This is a genomic window from Candidatus Omnitrophota bacterium (genome assembly GCA_016209275.1).
Classification (GTDB): Bacteria; Omnitrophota; Gorgyraeia; order Aquiviventales; family Aquiviventaceae; genus JACQWM01.
This window is the reverse complement of the sequence record JACQWM010000043.1, coordinates 23,871-47,739: the sequence shown is the minus strand read 5'-3', so window position 1 is coordinate 47,739 and position 23,869 is coordinate 23,871. Positions and strand designations below refer to the sequence as shown.

Sequence of the window (23,869 nt, the reverse complement as noted above, 5' to 3'; positions counted from 1 at the left end):
CATGAAGTCACCCTATCAGTTCGCCACATTGAAGAATGGCCTGGGCCTCGTGCAGCGGCCCATGCCGAATGCGCTCTCAACGGCCGTCGGCATCTGGGTCAGGGCCGGCGGCCGCTACGAATCGAAACGGCATGCGGGCATCTCGCATTTTCTCGAACACCTGCTCTTTAAAGGAACGCGCCGCCGCTCGTGCGAAGCCCTGAAGCAGGCCATCGAAGGTGTGGGCGGCAGCCTGAATGGATTTACCGCCGAAGAATTTACGTGCTATATGGCGAAGGTGCCGGCCCGCTTCACGCGGCGGGCGGTTGATGTGCTCACCGACATGATCCGCCACCCCACCCTCAGGCCGAACGATGTGGAGAAGGAGCGCGAGGTCATCGTGGAAGAAATCCGCATGTACGAGGATGCGCCGGGCCAATACGTGCATGACTTGCTCAGCGCCTTGTTGTGGCCGAACCATCCCCTCGGCACGCTGCTCTCCGGCACCATGGACTCCGTTCGGCGCATCCGGCGATCGGATGTCGTCCGCTATTGGCGAGGAATGTATCAGCCGCGAAATATCGTCGTCTCGTGCGTGGGGGCGGCGGAGCCCAGCGTCATTGCCCGACACGTGGGACAAACCCTGGGCGCCATGACCCCGCGGCCATCGGCCAGATTTCGTCGGGCCCCGCGGGTCCGCTTCGGCCCCCAGGTTCGCCTCTGGAAGAAAGACACGGAGCAAACGCACCTGTGCTTGGGCACGTATGCGGTGCCGCGCACGCATCCGGATCGGTTTGCGATGGAGCTGCTGCATGTGGTGCTCGGGGCGAACATGTCCTCGCGCCTTTTTCGGGAAGTGCGGGAAAAGCGCGGACTCGTGTACGAAATCGGCAGCCAGATCAAACGTTTTGAGGACACCGGGGCCTTCATCATTTATGCCGGGTGCGATACCAAGAAGCTCCATGCGACGATGCAAACGATCATGACTGAACTGTCGCGCATCCGTCGGACCCCCATCGGACCCACCGAGCTGCGCCGGGCCAAAGACTACTACGCCGGACAGCTGCTGATGGGACTGGAAGATACGATGGATCACATGCTGTGGATGGGCGAGCAAGCGGCCATGGTCGGCCGCGTCGCTCAGCCAGAAAAACTGCTCGCGCATCTTGAGCAGGTGACCGCCCGCGACATCCAACGCGTGGCCCGCCACCTGTTCACGACGCCGAAAATCCATTTAGTGGTTGGCGGCCCCATCGCTGAGACGGAAACGCCGCAACTGGCGAACCTCTGCCGAATCGGGTGACCCATGGTTGACCGTCGGATTCTGGTCGCACCGAGTCTGCTGGCGTGTGATTTTGGCCGGCTGGCCGAAGAAGTGAAAAAGGTCGAAGAAGCCGGCGCGGACTGGCTGCACATCGACGTGATGGATGGGCACTTTGTGCCTAACCTCACTATGGGCCCGGTCATCGTCGAGGCCATCCGACGCGTCAGTCATCTGCCGCTGGATGTGCACCTGATGATCGATCACCCCGAAGCGTACATTACACCGTTCGTGGATGCTGGCGCGCATTACCTCACCGTGCACGTCGAGGCTGAGGGGCTGCGCAATGAAGCGCTCCTGCGCAAGACGCTGGGCGAGATCCGGACATCCGGCGCCCGGGTGGGGCTCTCCTTGCGGCCGCGCACCATCGCCGATGCCATGAAACCGTTTCTTGAAGAGCTGGACTTGCTGCTGGTGATGACGGTCGAGCCGGGGTTCGGCGGCCAGTCCTTTCTTCCGGAGGTCGTCCCCAAGGTGCAGCAGCTGCGCACGTGGTTTTCCGGAAACCTTTCCGTCGACGGCGGGATCAATGCCGACACCGGCCGCCAATGCCGCCAAGCCGGAGCGAATATTTTCGTCGTCGGCACCTATGTGTTCCGCTCAACATCCTATAAAGACGCCATTCAATCGCTGCGAGGACCCGCATGACGACGACCATTAAATTTGGCACGGAAGGTTGGCGCGCCGTGATGGCGGAGGAGTTCACCGCTCAGAATGTCCGCATCGTGGCACAAGCCATTGCGGAGTACGTCGTGAAACGCCATGCCGAACCCGTCACGGTGGCGGTCGGACACGACACTCGATTTCTGTCGGACTATTTCGCCACGACCGCCTGCGAGGTGCTCGCCGGCAATGGCATTCGCAGCATCGTCAGCACCGGGGCCGTGCCCACCTGCGCGGTCAGCCGCTACGTGGTCGCGAATCGCCTGCCGCTGGGCATCGTCATTACGGCTAGCCATAATCCTGGCCGCTATAACGGGATGAAGGTCAAAGAATCGTATGGGGGATCCGCGACGAACGAAACGGTCGCAGCCATTGAACAGCACCTCGGGCTCTCTGAGCCCAAACGCCTCGTGCTGGAGACCGCCCTGAAGAACAAGCTCGTTCGGCGAGCCGACATGATGCCGCTGTTTCTCCGGGGGATCGCCTCCTTCATCGATGTGGCCGCGATTCGCCGATCCAAGCTGCGGGTCATCGTCGACTCGATGCACGGGACGGGCGGGCGCATCATCGAGCGGCTGCTCTCCGGCGGCCGCTGCCGCGTCGAAACACTGCATCCCGCGCCTGACGCTTGGTTTGGAGGCCATGCGCCGGAACCGATTGCCTCCAACCTGGATGAACTGATGGGAACGGTCAAACGAACCCGGGCGGACCTGGGAATCGCCAACGACGGCGACGCTGATCGCCTGGGCATCATTGGGCCCGGCGGCGCCTGGCTGAACCCCGGGCAAATGATGTGCGTGATGCTTCAATATCTGATCCAGGAGCGCCGCGTCAAGGGCGCCATCGTCAAGACGGTGTCCAATACGATGATGATCAATCGCATGGCGGAGGCCCTCGGTGTTGCACTCTACGAAACGCCGGTCGGCTTTAAACATATTGCCAAACTCATGCTGAGCGAGGATGTGGCCATCGGCGGGGAGGAATCCGGAGGGATTGGTGTGAAGGGCTACTTGCCGGAGCGCGATGGAATTGTCAACGGCCTGCTCGTGCTGGAAGCGATGGCCGTCCAGAAAAAATCGCTCACCGCGATCTTACGGGAGCTGCAGCGGCAATTTGGCGAGTGGCATTACGGCCGGCGCGATTTGCATTTGACAATGCCGCAAGTGGACGCGCTGTTTGCCCGGCTGAAGCACTCGCCACCAGAGACGATTGCCGGTGTCCCGGTGGCGAGTGTCAATACCATGGACGGAGTCAAACTCATCGGCCGGGATGAGAGTTGGATGCTCTTCCGCCGCTCCGGCACCGAACCCATCGTCCGCATCTACGCCGAGACGCCGAAGAAATTCCAGCTACCTCGACTGCTTACACTGGGTGTTCGAGTAGCCGCTGATTCGAAACCATAATTGATATTCAGCTGTGTGCTCACATTCGATGACGGACCTCTCACGCATTCGAAACTTCTGCATCGTGGCGCATATCGACCACGGCAAATCAACACTGGCCGATCGGCTGCTGCAGATGACCGGCGCGGTCGATCAGCGCAAGTTCCGCGAGCAGCTCCTGGATGACATGGACCTGGAGCGCGAGCGGGGCATTACCATTAAAGCCTCCGCGGTGCGGTTACACTACCACGCCAAGGACGGCCAGGAGTACGTCTTGAATCTGATCGATACCCCGGGGCATGTCGACTTTTCGTTTGAGGTCACCAAGAGCCTGCAAGCCTGCGAGGGCACCATTCTCGTCGTCGATGCCGGGCAGGGTGTCGAGGCGCAGACCGTCGCCAACTACCAACTGGCACACGAGCGCGGGTTGGCGGTGATTCCGGTCATCAATAAGATCGACCTGCCCAATGCGCAGCCGCAGCGGACCATCACCGAAATCCATCATTTGATGGGGCGCGATGACATCGCGGTCACGCCGATTAGCGCGAAGGAAGGCCGCGGGGTGCCGGAACTGCTGGAGCGCGTCGTCAAAGAAATTCCGCCGCCGAGCGGCGCCCCCACCGAGCCGCTCTCCGCGCTGATTTTTGATTCAACATACGACGCCTATAAAGGCGTCATCGTGTTCATCCGGCTGATCAACGGCAGCATCCGCAAAGGCGTGCCGATTATTCTGATGAGCGCGAAGAAACGGTTTGAGGTGCAGGAGACCGGCACCTTCGCCCCCAAGCCAGAGCAGACCGGGGAGCTCCATGCCGGAGAGGTGGGGTATTTCACCGCGAACATCCGCCATCCGCATGATGTCATCGCCGGAGATACCGTGACAGAATCCGCCCGACCGACCACGACACCGCTGCCGGGATTCCAGCATCTCAAACCCATGGTCTTCGCCGGCATCTATCCGGCCAATGCGCAAGATTTGACGACCTTGCGCGCCGCGATGGAAAAATTCGCGCTGACCGATGCGGCGTTTCAATTTGAGCCGGAGCAGTCCGACGCCTTGGGGCAGGGATTCCGGTGCGGATTCTTGGGCTTGCTGCACATGGAAATCGTGCAAGAACGGCTAGAGCGGGAATATGGGGTGGGGCTTGTCCTCACCACACCCAGCGTCGTGTTTCGCGTCACCACCCATGGCGGCACATCCATCGAAGTCCACCGCCCGAATGATTTTCCTTCGCCCTCAACCATCACGTCGATGAGCGAGCCGTTCGTCAAAGCCGTCATCCTGTGTCCGGCGGAATCCGTCGGGGCCATGATGGATTTGGCCATCCAGAAACGCGGCATCTACACATCCACCGAATATCTGAGCGAGACCCGCGTGAAGCTGGTGTTTGCAATGCCGCTGGCGGAAATTTTGATCGACTTCTACGACAAGCTGAAGTCGCTCACGCGCGGCTATGGCTCCTTCGACTACGAGGTGATCGGCTATCGTGAGGCGAAGCTCGTCAGGCTCGATATCCTGCTCAATGGACGCATCTGCGAACCGCTCTCCTCCATCGTGCCCAAGGATCAAGCGTATGAGAAGGGCAAGGGGCTCGCCGAGAAACTGAAAGACCTGATTCCGCGCCAGCTCTTCGAAGTGGCCATCCAGGCCGCGGTCGGTAGCCACATCATCGCCAGAGAAAGTGTGCGCCCCTTGGCGAAAAACGTCACGGCGAAGTGTTACGGCGGCGACATCAGCCGCAAGCGCAAGCTGTGGGACCGCCAGTCGGAAGGGAAAAAACGCATGAAGCAATTCGGCAACGTCGAAATCCCCCAAGAAGCCTTCCTCGCCGTGCTAAAAATCTAATGGAGGACGCAGATGTCCGCTGATTTCTTCGCAGATGTCCGCAGATTTATCCGCGGCAATCCGCGCAGCAACCCGCGGGAATCTGCGTCCAGCCCTTCGAAGTCTGCACTTCGGGAAAATATCGAGTCGTTGCTGTGGGCGGTGGCCCTCGCCCTCATCATCCGCACGTTCATTATGGCGCCGTTTAAAATCCCGTCCGGCTCGATGCGCCTGACGCTGATTGAGGGTGACCGCATCCTAGTGAACAAATTCATCTATCGGTTTCAGCCGCCGCAGCACGGCGACATCATCGTCTTCCGCTTTCCGGAGGAGCGAAAACGGTCCTTCATCAAGCGCCTGGTCGCGACGGGCGGGGAGACGGTGGAAATCCGCGACGGCAAAGTGCTGGTCAACGGCCAGCCGCTGGATGGCGCCGGCATCTTCCACAAGAACTACTACTATAATCGCGGCCCCTACGGGGCGGAGCATGCCCTCATCACCGTCCCGCAGGATTGCTACTTTGTGCTGGGCGATAACTCCTCCGCCTCGCTCGATAGCCGGTTCTGGGGTTTCGTCCCTCGCAAGCTCGTGATCGGCAGAGCGATGTGCATCTTCTGGCCGCTCCCCCGCTGGCGGATCTTGCACTAGAAGGCGCTTCGTGCTACAGTAATGCCATACAGGAGGCAGATGATGAATCGGATCGGAATGCTTGGCATTGCCGCTGTGGCGGTCGTCTTGGCAGGCTGTGAAACGATGGGCACGGCGGCCCAGTCAAAGACCACGCAAGGCGCGCTGCTGGGGTCAGCACTCGGCGCTGGAACAGGGGCGATTATCGGCAACCAGAGTGACCGTCCCGGCGCTGGGGCGGCGATAGGTGCTGGGTTGGGCGCATTGGCCGGCGGCTTGGTTGGCCATGGGATGGAAGAAAGCCAAGCGAAGCAGCAAGCGGTCTCAACACCTCCCGCCACGGGACGCGTGAAGTTCTGCCCGGTGGGCGGTGAAACCTATGCTGAAGACGTCAAGTATTGCCCGAACCACGGCGTTGAGCTTCGCTACAAGGAGTAAGGACGTCTCCGTATTCCGAGCGATCTCAGATATCGCACGCGATATCTGAGATCAATCGTTTCCGATGAGCTTGGCCAATAAGATATCGATTTTTCGAGTCTTGTTGGTGCCAGCGCTGATCGCGTGTTTTGTCTACTATCATCCCACCCGCGAGTGGCTCCGCTATCTGGCCCTCGGCATTTTCCTTGTGGGGATGGCCTCCGATGCCGCCGATGGATTCTTGGCCAGACGCCAGAATCAGCAGACGGAATTGGGCACGTTGCTCGATCCCATCGCGGATAAAACCCTCATCTTGGCGGCGCTGATTTCCTGTTCCGTCGTCCGCGAGCTGCCGGCAGCGCTGCGCATCCCCGCCTGGTTTAATCTGGTCGTGATCAGCCGTGACGCCTTGGTCACCGTCGGCTCCGTGGTGCTCTTCGCCTTCAAAGGCAAGTGGCATGTCCGTCCGAGCCGGCTCGGCAAATGGGCGACCTTCCTGCAAATGCTGGTCATTCCCGTCGTCCTGCTCGGACTGCCGGTGAAGCTGCCCGTCATCATCATTGCGGCGTGCTTCACGATGCTCTCAGCCATCACGTACGTGCGGGTGGGCATTCGCGCCCTGAGTTAGCCCTCAGCGTTCAACGATCAGCAATCAGCGGCACACCATACACATCATGACCACAAGCTACCCTCATCCTTGGATCGCGTTGGTGGGCCGACCGAATGTGGGAAAGTCCACGCTCTTCAACCGTCTGCTCGGCCGCCGTAAAGCCGTCGTCTCCTCAACGCGGGGCACGACGCGCGACCGCCTCTTCGGCACGCTGATGTGGCAGGGAAGAGCGCTCACGCTGATTGACGCCGGCGGCATGGAGCCTCAACCCTCCCATGATCTGAGCCGCGCCGTGCAGCGCCATGTGCAGCAGGCCCTGCGAGAGGCCGATGGTATCGTGCTGCTCTGTGATGCCCAGCAAGGGCTCATCCCTGCGGACTTGATGATTCTTGAGCGCCTCCGCCCGCTGAATAAGCCGATCGCGCTGGCCGTGAATAAACTCGATGACCGGGCGATCGTGCCCCCGGAATTTTTTTCCCTGGGGTTGCCGGATCCGCTGCCGCTTTCCGCCTTGCACGGTCGGGGTGCGGGAGAATTGCTGGACCGCATCGTGCATGACCAGAAGGGGTCTGCGATGAACGGGCAGGCCGCGGACCCTACGATCTCGGTCGCTATCGTCGGGCGGCAAAACGTCGGCAAGTCTTCGCTGCTCAATGCGCTGCTGCGCGAAGAGCGCGCCATCGTCAGTCCCACCCCCGGCACGACGCGCGATGCGATTGATACCGAACTGATCCTCGATGGCGCGGCCATCCGCCTGATTGATACGGCAGGGCTGCGGCACCGTCGGAAAGTCAGCGATCCGGTCGATCACTACGCCATGTCGCGCACCACGGAGGCCCTGGCCCATTGCACCGTCGCCCTGGTCGTGCTCGACGCGACGCTGGGGATCGCGCGCGATGACCAGCGCATGCTGCATCACGTCGCCGACGCCGGATGCGGATGCGTCATCGCGATCAACAAATGGGATCTGCTCAAGGCGCGGGAGCGCAGCGAGCGCGACCTGGCCTCGCGCGTGCATCATCAGGCCTCGGCCGTTCCGTATGCGCCGGTCATTGCCACATCGGCCACCACCGGATTCCATGTGGTGGATAGCCTGCGGCTGGCCCTGCGCGTGGCCAAGGCCTGCCAGCGCGGCGCGGATCAGACGCAAGCCATCGCGTGGCTCACGAAGGCCTGGCAATCGCACCCGCCACCCCGATGGCGAGGCCGCGTGATCCGACTGCACCATGCGGAATGGCTCCCGGGCCGCCCGAATCAGCTGCGCCTCCATTTGCGCCCCACCGGGTGGCTCCCTCGCCCCTATCAACAGTACCTATTGAAACACCTCTACGACCGTCCCCAGGTGGCCGGCGTGCCGATTCGGCTTGTGCTGCGGGGGCCGAGCCAGGAGCGACGATGACGTGGTCGTGGTGGCTCGCCCTCGCTGCGTCGTACCTGGTCGGATCGTTTCCCACCGGGTATGTGCTAGTCAAATGGCTCACGCATCAAGACGTGCGTGCGATCGGCAGCGGCAACGTGGGTGCCACGAATGTCACGCGCGCCGCAGGCCCAGGGCTGGGAGCGATCGTGCTGCTCATCGACATCGCGAAAGGCGCCCTGGCCGCAAGCCTCCTCGCCTCCGCCTTCATCCACCCGATCTCGCTGACGGCGCGCCTCAGCTGCGGGCTGGCGGCTGTTGTGGGCCATACGGCCTCGGTCTTCTTGGCCTTCCGCGGCGGCAAAGGGGTCGCCACCACCGTCGGCGTGCTGCTCGCCGCCATGCCCGGCATCGGTCTTGCGTCGTCGCTGGTGTGGCTCGCGGGATTTGCCGTAAGCCGCTATGTCTCCGTCGGCTCGCTGCTCGCCGCCATCAGCATTCCGGTGTGGCAGATGCTCGCGCATCAGGATCCCTCGGCGGTTGGACTTGGCATCGCACTGGCCCTGCTCATCAGCGTGCGGCACTATGCCAACATCACACGACTCGTGTCCCGCACCGAGCACCGCGTCAGCTGGTCACGGCGCCGGCGGTGATCACGCGTTGAATTTCAGTTGACGGCGCCCGCGGAGTTTTCTACAATACTAAGGTCAGTATGCCAGACGGACACGAGAATCAGCTCGAACTCTTTGACCTTGCAGCGCACGTCCCGCCGCCGCCCCATCGTGAAACGCTTGGAGGGCTCTTCCTTAACCTGCGCTATGACCACTTAGCGCTGGCGAGCATCGGCACCCTGTTGACCATTACGGTGGTCTTTGCGTGCGGCGTTGAACGCGGCAAGCATCTCGCGCGGGCTGAGCGCTTGTGGATGGACCAGCAGACGCGCACGGCCACAGGCCCAACGGCTGCACGAAGAGTTGAGGAGCCAGCCACACGAACAGCGGAGGGACCGCCTGTCGTTCTGCCGCAGCCGTCCAAGGCGATCGATGCGCCGGTCATCCGAACGCCGGCCACCGCGCCAAAAGCGCCGATGCCGAGCCTGAAGAAGGCGCCAACGCGCTCTCGGTACGCGGTCCAAGTGCGGACATATCAACAACCGCAGCTGGCCCGCATGGAGCTGGAGCGATTGAAAGCTAAAGGGGAATCGGCGTTTATCGTCATCCGTGAAGGACGGACCTCGGTGTATGTGGGCCCGTTTCCGTCCAAGGCGGATGCCAGCAAGAAATTAGCCATGCTGAAAACACGCTACGAAGATTGTTTCGTCAGGAGCCTATGACCCATGTCCCTCCATCCTTCCTTGCGCGTTTCCGGCGCGGGCGCGACCGTGCGGAACGTCCTGAAGCGGCATGAGCGGGTTCGCCATCTCATGACGCAGGGGCAATGGGCGGAAGGGCACTCCGCCCTCGGCCTGCCGAAAATTAAGCAGCTGAGGATGAAAGCCCGCAAAGCGGCCAAGGAAAAAACTGAAGAAGCCGCAGCTCCTGCAGCAGCACCAGCCGCGAACGCCGCGGCGGCAGCCAAACCTTCAGGCGCGAAACCATCAGCGTAAGCCCCACCCCAGCATCGGCCGTGTCGGTCGCACAGATGCAGCGCATCGACCGCGCCGCGATTGAGTCGATCGGCATTCCTCGCCTGCTCTTAATGGAACATGCCGGGATGGCCGTCGCCGCCGCCGCTCGGAGGATGGTGGCGTCCACGCACGAAATCTTGATCTGCTGCGGCGCGGGGTTCAACGGCGGAGACGGCTTGGCGGCGGCGCGGCATCTGCTGCAGTGGAGCTCTCCGCTGCGGATCGTGCTGACCGCCCCCATGGATCGGTTGCGCGAGGAGCCCGCCGTGTATGCTCGAATCCTGCGCCATCTTGGGACCCCGCTCCAGTCGGTGACGTCCCCGCAGCAGCTTCCGGAGATCGAACCCATGATCCAATCCTGCGATCTCATTATCGACGCCTTGCTGGGTATTGGAGCCCTCGGGGCGGTTCGCGAACCGACCGCCTCGCTCATCGACGCCCTCAATCGGTCGGGCAAACCCATTCTGGCGGTGGATGTCCCCTCCGGACTTGATGCCGATACCGGGGCGGTGCAGGGCAAGGCGGTGAAGGCCACGCAGACGGTCACGTTCGGGCGACCGAAACGCGGCCTGCTGCTGAATGAGGGGCCGGCGCACGCCGGCGCGCTCACCGTCGATTCCATCACGATCCCTGAGGCGCTCTTGCGCTCACCATGATGATGCTGCCTGTCCGTCTTGGCGAGCGATCGTACTCGATCCTGGTCACCGATTCGTACCGTCGATTGCCAGCCGCGCTCGCCCCGCTGTCGCCCTCGCGCGAGGGATGGGTGATTTCCCATCCGTCGGTCTTGCGGTGGCACGGCCGCCAGCTGCTGCAGCCGCTACGCGCGGCGGGCTGGAGGCTCTCCGTCATGACGATCCCTGAATCTGAATCGTCCAAGTCGATGGCGATGGCGCAGCGAATCATCAGCCGGCTCACCCGCTCCGCCGCCATGCGGCCTCCGATGCTCTTCGCCTTCGGCGGAGGCGTGCTCGGAGACCTGACGGGATTCGTGGCGGCGATCTACCGGCGAGGCGTGCCGTACATCCAGCTGCCGACAACGCTGCTGGCCCAGGTGGATTCCGCCATCGGCGGAAAAGTCGGCGTTGATGTGCCCCAGGGGAAAAATCTGGTGGGCGCGTTCTACCAGCCCCGCCTCGTCTATAACAACCTCAGCGTGCTGGCGAGCTTGCCGCTGCGGCAGCGCCGCTCGGGGCTGGGCGAAGTCATCAAATACGGCTTGATCGCCAACCGGCCGCTGTTTGAATTTCTGGAAGCGCACCTGCCGGACTGCTTGGCCCTTGAGCCCCGCGCCCTACGGGTGATGGTCGAGCGGTCGTGCCGCATCAAAGCACGCGTCGTCTCGCAGGATGAGCGGGAAACCGAGGGAATTCGCGTTGGCTTAAACTTCGGCCACACGATCGGCCATGCGCTGGAAGCCGCCACGGACTATCGGCGATGGACGCATGGAGAAGCGATCGCGATCGGCATGTGCGCTGCGGCGGATCTTGCTGTCCGGATGGGGTGTTGTCGCGCGAGCGATCAGGAGCGGCTGGCACGGCTGATCTGCGCCGCCGGGCTGCCGACGCACGCCACAAACGTCTCACTCGCCGCCGTCCGCCGCGCCTTGCGCCTCGATAAAAAGTTCATTCATGGACGACCGCGATGGGTGCTGCCCACACGAATTGGGCGGGTGATGGTCACGGAAGCCGTCCCGACAGGCCTCGTCAACCGCGTGCTGGCAACCTCCCTACAGTAAATCGCGGTCTTACCGGGGGACGCGCAGGATGGTTTCGCTGCCGTCGTTCTTCTGCAGCCGCACGGAATTCTGTGAAATCTCAATCACGACGTAATCCCCCAGCCGCTCCCCCACCGAAAGAATCAATCCATTAATCATCGCGTAGGATTCCCCCTGGCTGCCGGCAATTCCTGTGAGGGATAACCGCTCTGGGACCGTCGGTGGCGGCAGGAGACTGGCCTCGTCTTTCGGCGGTTCTTGGCTCGGCTCAGGCAACGGCGCAGCCGAGGGCATCGCAGGGGATGGTTCAACCACGGCGGGCATCGGTTGGGGAGCGGTGGGTGAGGCCGTGGGAAGGTTGCGGCTGAGCCATACGCCCCCGGCCACGAGCCCCAATGACGCCACCACCCCGATGATAACCGCGATGATCAGCATGAGTGGAGCCGGGCGCGACGTCGCAGGAGCTCGCTGACTGGCGGTCTTCCCGGTTGACCAGGAATGGACGTTCGTTGTTTTGCCGGATGGCGATGATGAAGCCGGTTTCGGCAGCAACGGTTCTTGAACTTTGCGCAGCGCTTCTTCAATCAGGCTCATCGCCCCTCCCTCTCATGAGACGAGCACTTGCCCGGAGAGCTCCTGATAACTCCGCTGGACCACGTCGGCATCCACGCGCTTCGTTTCCGCAAGATAGCAGGCGAGCAAGCAGCGGTCCCCGAGCTGATTAATGAGCCGCGGGGTGCCCTTGGAGCAGCGGTAGACTTCTTCAACCCCCTCCGGGGTCCACTCGAGGCTCCCGTCGGAGCCGGCGATCCGCAGCCGGTGCTCAAGGTAGGTCGCGACTTCATCCCGATCCAGCGGCGAGATATGGTAGCGCACCCCGATGCGCTGGCGGAGCTGTTCCAGCGCGGGTTGGGCCAAGAGCTCCCGCAGCTGCGGCTGGCCCACCAAAATGATTTGAATGAGTTTATGCTTATCCGTCTCAAGATTCGAGAGCATGCGGATTTCCTCGAGCATGCGCGCGCTGAGCGTTTGGGCCTCGTCAATCACCAGCACCACGTTGTTGCCCAGCGTCGTCTGCTCGATCAGGAATTGGTTGAGTTGATTAAAGAGATTCAGCCGGGAATTGTGCATAGGATTCAGGCCGAAGTCCTGCGCGACCGCCTGCAGCAGCTGGATCGACGAGAGCGTCGGCTGAAGGATCAAGGCGGTTTTGGTCATCGCATCGACATGCCGCAGCAGCGCCTTGCACAGGGTCGTCTTGCCAGTGCCGATATCGCCGGTGATTTCCACGAACCCTTTGCGCTCGCGGATCCCATAGATCATATGGGAGAGCGCTTCACGATGCTTTTTGGACAGATAGAGAAAGGCGGGGTCGGCGGTGATCGAGAATGGATTTTCTCGAAGGCCTAAAAACTCTAAGTACATGCGTTTGTGAAACGCGAATTGCCGCGTTTATCGTATTGTAGCGTACTCCACCAGGCGGCGCAAGCAGGAACTATGCGGTGTTGACACGACGCGGTGTTGCGCTTGACGCCAGCCCTCACGAGGGCTACACTAATATCCATCATGAGCAACGGCGAACGTCGAAAAACTGAGCGGGTGCGCACCTATCATCCTGTGCGCATCTACAAGCAACGCGAGCCGAAGGTCGTCGAAACGTTGACAAAAGATGTTTCCGCCGGCGGCGTGCGATGCGTCAGCCCGCAATTGTTCCCGATTTCCTCAGATCTGGGCGTTGAGATGACGCTCTTTAAGGGCGAAGAGTCCTTATCGGTGAAGGGCAAGGCGGTGTGGTTTCGCATGCTGCCCCATAGCGACCAGTTTGACCTTGGCATTTCTTTCCTTGAGCTCTCTCCCCAAGATAAGCGACGTTTGTCTGCCTATCTTGGGCGATTCACCGAACCCCGCGAAACATCCCAAGCCGTTTAAATTCTGTAACTTCCTATGAAAAAACAGGTTATAATTTTTAGTGTACCCTTGTCTAGATGCCAAAAATATGGTATGGTTCCAACTGAGGGGGTTGAGGCGTGTGGAGGACGCCTCCCTCTCCACTCTAGACAAACGTCTAGAAGAAGGGGGTGAATCGAGAATGAAACTAGAAAAATTGCTTGGACATGATGTCGTGACGGGAATGATCCTAGGAGGCCTCATCGGCCTGTACTTCCCGTTGGATGCGTATAAGTTTATTCTCGTTACCCTGGCTGTGGTCCTAGGCCACAAGCTAGTCTCGACCAAGTAACTCGGTCGCCAGGAGAGCGAGAGGGATCCAAACCCCGCCTCGCCCAGCAATGGGCGGGCGGGGTTCTTTCTCCTTGACCCTCGTCGAGCAAGACGGTACAATACAGTCTCTTGTGGAGCTCGAAGGCGAGGGTCGAATGTTTCCGTTTTTGAATCCGCGCAGCGCAGACATGATGCTGGGATTGGCCATCGGCTTAACCCTTGCGCTGGCGTATCATTGGGTCGCCTGGGTCATTCATTAAGGAGCCGTGATGAGTATTGGAACGCGCGCCGCCGCGTGCACGTCCTGCGGAAAGCGCCTGAGTCGGAAGCAGTGGTATTATCGCAACAATAAGTATTTCTGCACGAAGCGGTGCTGGGTGACGGAATCCAGCAAAGCCGCGGCGGAACAGACGGCGAAAGGCGCGAAAGACGCCCCAGCCGCGAACGAAGCGAAAGCAGCGCCTGCGGCCAACAAAGACTAGCAAGCCATGGCGGAGTGCTTGTTCTGCCGCATCGCCAATCGGCAACTGCCAGCGGCTGTCGTCGGAGAAGCGGAGGGCGTGCTGGCCTTCAACGATATCAACCCGCAAGCACCAATCCACATCCTCATTATCCCCGCAGATCACATCCCCACGCTGGCTGATATCACGCCTGCCCATGCACCGCTCCTTGGCCGTATGATCGGCTTGGCGAATGACCTGGCTCGGCAGCATCGGCTCGCCGACTCCGGCTATCGCGTGGTCATGAACTGCGGGGCCGGGGCAGGGCAATCGGTGTGGCATCTGCATCTGCACCTCTTAGGAGGGCGCCGCTTCACATGGCCACCAGGCTGATGAAACAGGAACGACGCGGGCATCCTCGTATTCCTGAGCAGGTCGAGCTGTCCTTACAGCATGACCGCGCAGCGCTGCAGGCGGAAACCAAGAATCTCAGCGCCTCCGGGGTGTATTGCATGGTAGACTCATTTCTCCCCCCGATGACTAAATTGCAGGTGGACTTTGCGCTGCCGCACGGCGCCTCTGCGGCGCGCATCCGCTGCACCGGTGTTGTGGTGCGCGTGGATCCCATCCTCTCAAGCCTGGACCGGTGGCGCTATTCGATCGGCATTTTCTTTTCCGATCTGTCAGACCGGGATCGCTCAGCGATTGCCCACTACGTCAAACAGCGTCTATCACAAGCGGCCTCATAACCCGTGTGGTGGATTGTTCCTGGCGGCATGGGTCTTGCGATGATCGCGTGGAGCGTCTACACCACGCGACGGCTCCTGTATCCTGAGCGCCGCGCCATCCCGCCGCCCTCGCCGCTGCCCGATCACCTCGTTTGGACCTTCACGGCCCCTGATGGAGCGACCTTCGAGATCTGGGCGCTTGAGGTCCCTTCGCCGCGCGCCCGCATCCTCCTGTATCACGGCTATTTCGCGAATCGGTTCCAAGTGCTGCCGCTGGCTGCAGCGCTGCGCGAGCGCGGATATGACGTGCTCCTGCCTGAGCTGCGCGGCCACGGCGCGCGCCCAGGCCCGTTTACCTTTGGGGTGAAGGAAACCGAGGAAGCCGGCGTCATCCTTCGCTGGTGCGCGCAGCGCGACGGGGTCGGCCGCGCCGTGCCGGTTGCCATCGCCGGCTTCTCCAGCGGCGCGATGGTGGCCTGCCAGATCGCGCAGCGGTACCCGCAGCAGGTGCACGCGATGGTCGCCGACTCGCTCTTTCCTCGGTTCTTTGATCTCTTGGCCCAGCGCCTTCGAGAGGATCATGGCGTGCCGCGCTGGCCGTTCGCCTGGCTCTCGTGGTGGAGCCTCCAACTCGCCTTACAGACGCGCCTCGGCGCGCGCGAGCCGGTGGCCATCGCGTCCTCCATGTCGCAGCCGCTGCTGGCTATTCATGGAGGGCAGGACCGCTGGATCTCGCGCGAAGCCGTGCTGCGGTGGTTCGACCGATGGGCCGGGCCAAAGCAGCAATGGGTTGAGCCCGAGACAGCGCACGTCCAGATGTTCCATCATCATCCTGAGGAATACGTGAGGCGCGTGACGGCGTTTTTGTCCCAAGCGCTGCCGGCATGAGCGTGGTATCATCATCTCGGGGCATGAAGGGGGTTCCGATCATCATCGCGCATCGAGGAGCATCCGCTGTGGCACCCGAGAGCACGAAAGCCGCCATCGCCGCGGCGTGGGCTGCGGGTGCCACGATGGTCGAGCTGGATGTGCAGATGACCCTCGACGGGCGGCTGGTCGTGTTTCATGATGCGCACCTGTCCCGCACGACGAACGGCCGCGGACGGCTCGCGAAGACATCCTACCGTACGCTCGCACGTCTTGACGCCGGATCCTGGTTTCATCCGCGCTTTGCCGGGCAACGCATTCTGCTGGTCTCCCAGGCCATGCGATTGATTCCACGATCCCGGCAGCTGAATCTCGAAGTCAAAGCCACCGCGCAGCCTCGCCGGGTGGTGAAACAGCTCCTGCCGCTGACTCGGCCGATCCGCCAACGCCTGCTGGTCTCCTCGTTTGACCGCGGCGTGCTGCAGCAGCTGCGGGCCGTGGCGCTTCCCTCGGCGCTGATCTGTGCGACGCGCGCTGACCGCGCCCTGCGCGAGGCGATCCGCCTCGGCTGCGCGGCCTGGCACCCGCAGGTGTCGCTGGTCACCCCTCGACGCATCGCGAACGCCCACGCGGCGGGAGTGCGCGTCCATGTCTGGACCGTCGACCAGCCCGCGGAGGCCAGGCGGCTTCGCCGGTGGGGCGTGGATGGCATCTTCACCAATGACCCCGCCCGACTCCGAAAGGCTATCTCCTAATGGCGCAGGAAGCGTCCCGACCGCAGGATAAGGTCATCATCTTGAAGCGCGTGCCGATTTTCTCCTCCTGCACGGAGGAGCAGATCCACCTGATTGCGGATCGGACGCGGCTCGTCGAATATAAAAAGGGCGAATACGTGTATCGGGAAGGGGATCCAGCCGACGCCTTTTACATCATCGGCTCCGGACGGATGCGCGTCTTTGGTCTTGAGGGGGAGCAGGAGCGCACGCTGACCTTTCTGCACAACGGGGATTCCTTCGGCGAGATTTCGCTCTTGACGGGCGAGACCCATTCGGCGACCGTCCAGGCGATGAATGATACGCTGGTCTTGCAGCTGCAAAAGCAAGACTTCGACGACGTGATCAGCCGCATTCCCTCCCTCACACTGCATCTGTCGCGCCTGCTGTCGAAGCGATTGCGAGCGCGCGAACGCGGCGGCGAATTCTCGGAGGCCACCATCGTCGCCTTGCATAGCGCCGTCACCGGGGTGGGCAAAACCTGCTTTGCCGCGGGGCTGGCGACGCATCTGCTGCGCGAGACAGGCAACACCGTGGCCATCATTGACTTCGGGGGCGGCGACGGCGCTCACCAATTGCTGTACGCCTCAGCGATCCCCCCCGCGGCCACTGAGCGCGCCATCGAGGAAACAAGCGCTGAGGCCGCCTTCCACTCCGCCGTCTGGGAGCATCCGCTGGGATTCAGTGTCGTCTTCGCGAAGGCGTTGCTTGACGCCTCGAGCGCCGAGCAGATCATTGCACCGCTCCTCAGCTTTCTCAGCAGCCGGTATCATTACGTCCTGATCGATCTGCCGGCAGACGTCCACCCATGGGTCTTGAAGGCGCTGGTGCAATCGGATGTGGTCTACATGATGCTCAACCCGGCCCGCGAACATGTGATCCGCACCAAGGCGCTCATCCACCAACTGCAAACGGCGCTGGGCACGCTGGAGCACCGCCTGAAGGTCGTCGTGAACATGAAGGAGGCCGCGACCGAGGCCATGACGCTGGCCGACGTCACGCAGCAGCTGGAGCATCCGATCGATGTCCTGCTGCCAGCCCTGCCCGCCATGCCCCATCCGCTGACGACCGAAACGCTCTCCCGCCTGCTCAATGAACGAACGGGGGGGTATTCCAGCGCCATCCGCTATGTCGCCCGAGAGCTCGGCGGCCTGCTGATTGGCTTGGCCCTGGGTTCCGGCGCAGCGCTCGGTCTGGCCCATATCGGGGTGCTGAAGGTGATCGAGCGGGAAAAAATTCCCATTGATATCATCGCCGGCTCGAGCATCGGCGCCTTGGCGGCCGCCCTCTGGGCCTCAGGAAAATCGGCCACGGACATGGAGCAGCTAGCGCTAAAATTTAAGAATCTGTGGGACATTCGGCAGATTTTTATCTTGGATCTTGGCATTCCGGTCTTCAGCTTCATCATCGGATGCGCGGCCGGCGCGCTCGTGGGATGGCTGGCGCACTCGATCTGGACCGGCATCATGTTCGGCTTTGTCCTCTGCCTCGGCATCGGCGTGACCTTTGGGCCGCTGGTGGGAGGACCAATCCAAGGGGCCCGGTTGATGAAAAAGTTCCAAGACGATTTCGAAGGAAAGTCCTTTGCGGATACGTGGCTGCCGTTGAAGGTGATTGCGGCGAACCCGATGGCCCGCGAAGAGGTGGTGTTCGACTCCGGCCCGCTGGCGGATGCGGTCCGCGCCTCGGTCTCGATTCCCGGCATCTTTAAGCCGGTGGTGCGCAGGGGCAAGATCTGCTTGGATGGCGGGGTGGTGAATCCGGTGCCGGTCAGCGTCTTGAAGCGGGCCGGCGCGCACCGCGTGATCGCCGTCAACGTGTTTCCCACCACACCGGAGCTCATCGCCAGCCAGCACGACATGCAGCGCCGAAAAGCGGACCGCGATGCCGCGCTCGCCTCCCGGAGCCTGCCGATCCGCCTGCTGGTCCGGCTGCGGCAGGAATTGGTGCGGTCGGTGTCCCCCCTGATCTTCGATGTGATCATGCGCTCGATGCAGTTCATGGAGCATCAAATCGCGGAGATCTGCTGCCGGGACGCCGACATCACGCTTCGCCCAACCCTGCCAGGCTCCCATTGGCTGGAGTTCTATAACCCGGAGAAATTCATCAACCGCGGCGAAGAAGTGGCGTTGCAATATCTTCCGGAGCTGAAACGCATCACGAGAATGCGCAGCGTTGACAATAACTACCAACCTCAGTAGGATGTGACGATGATGCGCGACGTCGTTATCGTGGATGGCGTTCGGACCCCGCAGGGCGTCTTCGGCGGCGCGCTGAAGCAGCTGACCGCGCAAGCCCTCGGGGAAGTCGCCATGCGCGAGCTGCTGAAGCGGACCAATCTGAAGCCCGCCGATGTCGAAGAAGTCATCGTGGGATGCGTCGGGCAGGGTTCGGACGCCCCGAATATCGCGCGCGTGATCGCCTTGCGCTCCGGCGTGCCCATCCAGACCCCCGGCTACACCGTGCAGCGCAACTGCGCCTCCGGCCTGCAAGCGATCATGGGTGCGGCCCAAAATATCCTCTGCGGCGACCGAGACATCCACATCGCCGGCGGCGCGGAATGCATGAGCGCGTCCCCGTACGTGAGCCGTGATCTGCGCTGGGGCAAGCGCCTGCGCCATGCCGAGATGATCGATTCGATCTGGGAAGGGCTCACCGACCCTGTCTGCGGCCAGATCATGGGGCAAACCGCGGAAAATTTGGTGAAGGAATTCTCGATCAGCCGCGCGGATCAAGATCGCTTCGCGCTCCTCTCGCATCAGCGCGCCTTTCGAGCCACCCGCGAGAACCGATTCAAAGATGAGCTGGTTCCCGTCATGGTGCCGAAACGGGCGATGGGACGGGACCTGCCGCCTGAACCGTTCACCCAGGATGAAGGCATCAATCCCGGGCTCACGGAGCAAGTGCTCAGCCAATACCCGGCGGTGTTCCAGGACGGCGGCACCGTCACACCCGGCAATGCCTGCTTCAACGCCGATGGCGCCGCCATGACCCTGGTCATGCCGGCGGAAAAGGCCAAAGCCTTAGGCTATCAGCCGCTGGCCAAAATTCGCGCCTATGCCGTCGCCGGTCTTGAGCCGCAGCGCATGGGGCTTGGCCCAACGCTGTCAGTGCCCCTCGCCTTGCAGAAAGCGAATCTCACGCTCAAGGACATCCAACTCATTGAGCTTAATGAGGCCTTCGCCGCCACGTATCTGGCCTGTGAAAAAGTCCTGGGCTACAGCCGGGATATCTGCAATGTGAATGGCGGGGCCATTGCGTTGGGCCATCCGGTGGGGGCGACCGGCACTCGCTTGGTCGTCACGCTGCTTCATGAGATGAAACGGCGGAACCTTTCGCTGGGGCTCGCGACGGCCTGCGTCGGCGGCGGCCAGGGCGTAACCATCATTTTCGAGCGAACATAACATCTGACACCATGTACATTTATAAGACGGCGGTGGTCGGGGCAGGAGCGATGGGCGCGGAAATCGCCCAGGTCATCAGTTTCAGCGGCGTGCCAGTCCTGGTGAAGGACGTGGACCAACCCCAGGTCGACAAGGGGCTTGCGACCATCCGCAAGATTTATCAGCGCCGGGTCGACCGCGGCAAAATGACGCAGGATGAGCTGGAGAAGAAAATGACGTTGGTGACCGGGGTCACCACCTATGAGAGCTTCAAGGACGTTGACCTCGTCATTGAGGCGGTGCCGGAAAAGATGGCGCTCAAGCAGCAGATCTTTCAGGACCTTGATCGGGTCGTCCCGGCCACCGCTATCCTCGCTTCGAACACCTCGTCGTTGTCCATCTCAGCCTTGGGCGGAGTCACCACGCGGCCGCATCACGTCATCGGCATGCATTTCTTCTATCCGGCCCACATCATGAAGCTGGTCGAAGTGATCCCCGGGTTAGCCACCTCCGAAGAAACCACGGGCGACATTATGGGGTTTGCGGAAAGCCTGCGAAAGCTGCCGGTGCGCGTCAATGAGTGCGCCGGGTTTCTGGTCAATCGCATCCTGATGCCCTACCTGAACGAAGCCGCGTTCTGCGTCCAGGAAGGCGCCGCCACTCCCCGGCAGATCGATGAGGCGATGGTAGCGTTCGGCTTTCCGATGGGGCCGTTTACCCTCGTCGATAATTTGGGGTTCGATGTGTGCCGGGAAGTCGTCCATGTTTTGGTGGATGCCTACGGCTCTCGAATGCGCCCAGCCGAGATCTGGGATGCGTTGTATCAACTGAAACGCTATGGCGTGAAATCGGGTGCCGGCTTCTACCTGTATGGCGACAACGCCGGCCAGCCTGACCAGGCCCTTGAGGCTGCGATCCAACCGCTGCGCAGCCGGCAGAAAGCGCCGGCATCGTACAGCGATCATCGCCTCGTCCTGCCCATGATCAACGAAGCGATCCGCTGCCTTGAAGAGCACGTCTGCACCGCCGCCGATGTGGACTTGTCCGTCATCGCCGGCTTGGGATTTCCGCAAGACAAGGGGGGCATCTTGCATTACGCCGATGCGGTGGGCCTTGACACGATCCTGGCCGAGCTCGAGGGATTCGTAACACAGTACGGCGAGCGGTTCTGGCCCTGCCCCTTGCTGAAGCGCCATATCGCTGCCGGCCACCTGGGCAAGAAAACGAAGAAGGGATTTTTCGACTACCCTTAACTCTCAGGAGTCTCAATGGCCCTCCCGCAAGGTGAACACGTCAAGGTCGTGATGGAGGAACGCGTGGCCGTGGTGACGATTGATCATCGCCCCGTCAACGCGCTCAATCGGCAAACACTGCAAGAATTGGGCCAGGTGACTGACGCGCTCAACGCCGACCCCACCGTCAAGGTCGTGATTCTGACGGGTGCCGGGTCACTCGCCTTCGTGGCTGGCGCTGACATTAAAGACGTGAGCCAACTCACCTCGACGCAGCAAGCGCAAGAGATGGCTTCACTCGGCCAAACCGTGTTCTTGAAACTGCAGCGGCTCGGAAAACCGGTGATCGCCGCCATCAACGGCGTGTGCCTTGGCGGCGGCCTGGAATTGGCCATGGCGTGCCACCTCCGCATCGCCGGGGATCGCGCCCGCTTCGGTCAACCCGAGGTCAATCTGGGCATCATCCCGGGGTGGGGCGGCACGCAGCGGCTGCCGCGGTTGATCGGCAAAGCCAAAGCCACGGAATGGATTTTGACCGGCGACATGTACACGGCTCAAGAAACCGCCCGGCTTGGGCTCGTCAACCTTCTCGTGCCTCAGGACCAGGTCCTGAAAACCGCGAAAGATCTTGCGCGGAAACTCGCCGCCAAAGGCGGGGTGGCGATCACCCAAGCGCTGACCGCCATTGAAGCGGGCCTGGACCATCCGCTGGATGAGGGGTTAGCCGTGGAAGCCGCCGCCTTCGGCCAGGTGGCCATCAGCGAAGATAGCCAGGAAGGTATCAAGGCGTTTTTGGAAAAACGCCAGCCGCGTTTTCAGGACCGGTAGCATGGCCGATCCTCACACCCTGCTTGGGAGCAACGCTCCAGAAGCCCTCGAAGTCACGGAAGCCGCACGGCAAACCGAATGGCGGTACCCCAGCATGGTGGCCGATCTGTTCATGGGCCGCGTGCGCGCCGATTTATGTTTCCCGTTCCCCGAACAGCCGGAGGAGGACCGTCGGATTGGCGACGCGTATCTGGAGCAACTGAAAGCGTTTCTCAAGCAGCACATCGACCCTGATGAAATCGACCGCACCGGGGAGATCCCAGCGTCGGCGATCGAAGGCCTGGCACGGCTGGGATGCTTCGGCCTGAAAATCCCACAGCCGTACGGGGGATTGGGGTTTTCACAGACGAATTATAACCGGGCCATGGAGCTGATCGGCAGTTATTGCGGCTCCACCGCCGTGTGGGTCAGCGCGCATCAAAGCATCGGCGCTCCCCAACCGCTCGTGCTCTTCGGCACCGAGGAGCAGAAGCGCAAGTACCTTCCACGATTGGCCACCGGAACTATTTCCGGATTTGCCCTGACGGAGCAGAACGTCGGCTCCGATCCAGCCAATATGCAGACGACAGCCGTCCCAATTGAGGATGGCAATGCCTACCTGCTCAACGGAGAGAAACTGTGGTGCACCAATGGCCCGGTCGCGGAGATCGTCGTCGTGATGGCGCAAACCCCGTCCATCATCACGCATGGCAAAGAGCGCAAGCAAATTACCGCGTTTATCGTCGAACGATCCATGCCGGGTTTTCAGGTGGTCCACCGCTGCGAGTTTATGGGATTGCGGGGCATTCAGAACGGGGTGCTGCGATTGACCAACGTCCGCGTCCCCAAAGAGAATATCGTCTGGGGGCTGGGGCAAGGCTTGAAGCTCGCCCTGGTCACCTTAAATGCCGGGCGCATCGCCGTCCCAGCCTCCTGCGCGGGATTAGCGAAGCGGTGCGTGCAGATTACGCGCCAGTGGGCCAAGGAACGCAAGCAATGGGGCGGGCCGATTGGAAAACATGAGGCGATTGCGGCCAAAATCGGCGAAATGGCCGCCACGACATTTGCGATCAAGGCTATGGTGGACCTTGCCTCGGCGCTCGCCGACCGGAAAACCGTCGATATCCGATTGGAAGCCGCGATATCAAAGCTCTTCGGAGCGGAAGCCGCGTGGCGGATTGTGGACGATACGGTGCAGATCCGTGGGGGCCGCGGCTATGAAACCGCCGGATCATTGAAGGCCCGCGGCGAAGCGCCCATCCCCGTCGAGCGCATGATGCGGGACCTCCGCATCAACTTGATCATTGAAGGGACGAGCCAAATCATGCGGCTCTTCATCGCCCGCGAAGCGCTTGATGCGCACATGCGCAGGGTCAGCGACCTGCTCGATCCGCATCAGCCGCCGATGAAAAAATTATCCTCGTTGGCGAAGGCGGTGAGTTGGTACGCCATCTGGTATCCTCGACAATGGCTCTCCTGGGGATGGTGGCCCCGGTATCATGAGCTGCCGCCGCGTCTTGCCGTCCACATGCGGTTTGTCGAACGCGCTAGCCACCGGTTGGCGCGAGCGCTGTTCCACGGAGCCATGCGGCACCAAACCCGGCTCGCGGTTCGCCAACAATTGCTTGGTCGGCTGGTCGATGTGGGCAGCGATCTCTTCGCCATGGCGGCCGCGTGCTCCCGCGCCCAATCCCTCACGCGCCTGCAGCCTTCCGAGCAAAGCCCAGTGGAGCTGGCGGAGCTGTTCTGCCGCCTCGCTACGAGGCGGATCCGGCAGAACTTCCGCAGCCTGCGCCAGAATGACGATCGACAATCCTATCGCCTGGCTCAGGACGTCCTCAACGGCCGCTTTCTGTGGCTTGAAGAGGGCATCGTGTAGCGCGCCGGGTGGTGC

The 23,869-nt window shown here is 61.9% G+C and carries 26 protein-coding genes and 2 pseudogenes; 26 read left to right on the top strand and 2 right to left on the bottom strand.

All coding sequences use genetic code 11. From position 1 onward, the window contains the following. Position 1 precedes the first annotated feature (1 nt). From HY737_06280 to aroB, 13 genes are all read left to right on the top strand, one after another. A complete protein-coding gene (locus tag HY737_06280) occupies positions 2-1,282 on the top strand; it encodes an insulinase family protein (GenBank protein ID MBI4597988.1) in 1,281 nt (426 codons plus the stop codon). A 3-nt stretch (positions 1,283-1,285) separates the two neighbouring features. Next, positions 1,286-1,948 (top strand): ribulose-phosphate 3-epimerase, encoded by a 663-nt coding sequence (rpe, locus tag HY737_06275; protein ID MBI4597987.1) that lies wholly within the window; start codon positions 1,286-1,288, stop codon positions 1,946-1,948. Next, positions 1,945-3,366, top strand: coding sequence for a phosphoglucomutase/phosphomannomutase family protein (locus tag HY737_06270; GenBank protein MBI4597986.1), 1,422 nt, complete (start codon positions 1,945-1,947; stop codon positions 3,364-3,366). Before rpe ends, HY737_06270 begins: the two co-directional genes overlap by 4 nt. Before the next feature lie 28 nt (positions 3,367-3,394). After that, complete coding sequence (gene lepA / locus HY737_06265; protein MBI4597985.1) at positions 3,395-5,191, top strand: elongation factor 4; 1,797 nt, start codon at positions 3,395-3,397, stop codon at positions 5,189-5,191. A gap of 12 nt (positions 5,192-5,203) precedes the next feature. Beyond that, positions 5,204-5,818, top strand: a complete 615-nt coding sequence (lepB, locus tag HY737_06260; protein ID MBI4597984.1) for a signal peptidase I — start codon at positions 5,204-5,206, stop codon at positions 5,816-5,818. Between the two features lie 57 nt (positions 5,819-5,875). Next, positions 5,876-6,235, top strand: a complete 360-nt coding sequence (locus HY737_06255) for a hypothetical protein (protein MBI4597983.1) — start codon at positions 5,876-5,878, stop codon at positions 6,233-6,235. Between the two features lie 64 nt (positions 6,236-6,299). After that, positions 6,300-6,842, top strand: a complete 543-nt coding sequence (locus HY737_06250) for a CDP-alcohol phosphatidyltransferase family protein (protein MBI4597982.1) — start codon at positions 6,300-6,302, stop codon at positions 6,840-6,842. A gap of 82 nt (positions 6,843-6,924) precedes the next feature. Then, positions 6,925-8,223, top strand: coding sequence for a ribosome biogenesis GTPase Der (gene der, locus HY737_06245; protein MBI4597981.1), 1,299 nt, complete (start codon positions 6,925-6,927; stop codon positions 8,221-8,223). After that, positions 8,220-8,834, top strand: coding sequence for a glycerol-3-phosphate 1-O-acyltransferase PlsY (gene plsY, locus HY737_06240; GenBank protein ID MBI4597980.1), 615 nt, complete (start codon positions 8,220-8,222; stop codon positions 8,832-8,834). The genes der and plsY overlap by 4 nt, the downstream gene beginning before the upstream one ends. A 59-nt stretch (positions 8,835-8,893) precedes the next feature. Next, complete coding sequence (locus tag HY737_06235) at positions 8,894-9,514, top strand: SPOR domain-containing protein (protein MBI4597979.1); 621 nt, start codon at positions 8,894-8,896, stop codon at positions 9,512-9,514. A gap of 3 nt (positions 9,515-9,517) precedes the next feature. After that, positions 9,518-9,787 (top strand): small basic protein, encoded by a 270-nt coding sequence (locus HY737_06230; GenBank protein ID MBI4597978.1) that lies wholly within the window; start codon positions 9,518-9,520, stop codon positions 9,785-9,787. A gap of 35 nt (positions 9,788-9,822) precedes the next feature. Continuing rightward, entirely contained in the window at positions 9,823-10,464 is a 642-nt protein-coding gene (locus tag HY737_06225) for an NAD(P)H-hydrate epimerase (protein ID MBI4597977.1), read from the top strand. After that, the gene (gene aroB / locus HY737_06220; GenBank protein MBI4597976.1) at positions 10,461-11,546 is read left to right on the top strand and encodes a 3-dehydroquinate synthase; all 1,086 of its coding nucleotides are present in this window, start codon (positions 10,461-10,463) and stop codon (positions 11,544-11,546) included. Before HY737_06225 ends, aroB begins: the two co-directional genes overlap by 4 nt. Positions 11,547-11,555: 9 nt before the next feature. Here aroB and HY737_06215 read toward each other — a convergent pair whose 3' ends face one another. Both HY737_06215 and HY737_06210 read right to left on the bottom strand, forming a co-directional pair. Then, the gene (locus HY737_06215) at positions 11,556-12,119 is read right to left on the bottom strand and encodes a hypothetical protein (protein MBI4597975.1); all 564 of its coding nucleotides are present in this window, start codon (positions 12,117-12,119) and stop codon (positions 11,556-11,558) included. A 12-nt stretch (positions 12,120-12,131) separates the two neighbouring features. Next, a complete protein-coding gene (locus tag HY737_06210; GenBank protein ID MBI4597974.1) occupies positions 12,132-12,950 on the bottom strand; it encodes an AAA family ATPase in 819 nt (272 codons plus the stop codon). 141 nt (positions 12,951-13,091) lie between these two features. On the opposite strand from HY737_06210, the gene HY737_06205 reads away from it, so the two are divergent. From HY737_06205 to HY737_06145, 13 genes and pseudogenes are all read left to right on the top strand, one after another. Further along, complete coding sequence (locus tag HY737_06205; protein MBI4597973.1) at positions 13,092-13,454, top strand: PilZ domain-containing protein; 363 nt, start codon at positions 13,092-13,094, stop codon at positions 13,452-13,454. A gap of 560 nt (positions 13,455-14,014) precedes the next feature. Then, positions 14,015-14,227, top strand: a complete 213-nt coding sequence (locus tag HY737_06200; GenBank protein ID MBI4597972.1) for a hypothetical protein — start codon at positions 14,015-14,017, stop codon at positions 14,225-14,227. 6 nt (positions 14,228-14,233) lie between these two features. Next, positions 14,234-14,578 carry a histidine triad nucleotide-binding protein gene (locus HY737_06195; protein ID MBI4597971.1) on the top strand — a complete coding sequence of 115 codons (345 nt, stop codon included), beginning with the start codon at positions 14,234-14,236 and terminating at the stop codon, positions 14,576-14,578. Beyond that, positions 14,578-14,934 (top strand): PilZ domain-containing protein, encoded by a 357-nt coding sequence (locus HY737_06190; protein ID MBI4597970.1) that lies wholly within the window; start codon positions 14,578-14,580, stop codon positions 14,932-14,934. Before HY737_06195 ends, HY737_06190 begins: the two co-directional genes overlap by 1 nt. A gap of 39 nt (positions 14,935-14,973) precedes the next feature. Next, complete coding sequence (locus HY737_06185; protein MBI4597969.1) at positions 14,974-15,801, top strand: alpha/beta fold hydrolase; 828 nt, start codon at positions 14,974-14,976, stop codon at positions 15,799-15,801. Between the two features lie 23 nt (positions 15,802-15,824). Continuing rightward, the gene (locus HY737_06180) at positions 15,825-16,535 is read left to right on the top strand and encodes a glycerophosphodiester phosphodiesterase (GenBank protein ID MBI4597968.1); all 711 of its coding nucleotides are present in this window, start codon (positions 15,825-15,827) and stop codon (positions 16,533-16,535) included. Between the two features lie 311 nt (positions 16,536-16,846). Continuing rightward, positions 16,847-17,437 (top strand): annotated as a pseudogene (locus tag HY737_06175) (hypothetical protein). A gap of 165 nt (positions 17,438-17,602) precedes the next feature. After that, a pseudogene (locus HY737_06170) lies at positions 17,603-17,854 on the top strand (patatin-like phospholipase family protein). Between the two features lie 15 nt (positions 17,855-17,869). Beyond that, complete coding sequence (locus tag HY737_06165; protein MBI4597967.1) at positions 17,870-18,754, top strand: patatin-like phospholipase family protein; 885 nt, start codon at positions 17,870-17,872, stop codon at positions 18,752-18,754. Between the two features lie 12 nt (positions 18,755-18,766). After that, the gene (locus tag HY737_06160) at positions 18,767-19,957 is read left to right on the top strand and encodes a thiolase family protein (protein ID MBI4597966.1); all 1,191 of its coding nucleotides are present in this window, start codon (positions 18,767-18,769) and stop codon (positions 19,955-19,957) included. An 11-nt stretch (positions 19,958-19,968) separates the two neighbouring features. Next, positions 19,969-21,189 (top strand): hypothetical protein, encoded by a 1,221-nt coding sequence (locus tag HY737_06155; GenBank protein ID MBI4597965.1) that lies wholly within the window; start codon positions 19,969-19,971, stop codon positions 21,187-21,189. A 15-nt stretch (positions 21,190-21,204) separates the two neighbouring features. Beyond that, a complete protein-coding gene (locus tag HY737_06150; protein ID MBI4597964.1) occupies positions 21,205-21,996 on the top strand; it encodes an enoyl-CoA hydratase/isomerase family protein in 792 nt (263 codons plus the stop codon). Between the two features lies 1 nt (position 21,997). Beyond that, positions 21,998-23,854: an acyl-CoA dehydrogenase family protein gene (locus HY737_06145; protein ID MBI4597963.1), complete on the top strand. Its 1,857-nt coding sequence runs from the start codon at positions 21,998-22,000 to the stop codon at positions 23,852-23,854. Positions 23,855-23,869 lie beyond the last annotated feature (15 nt).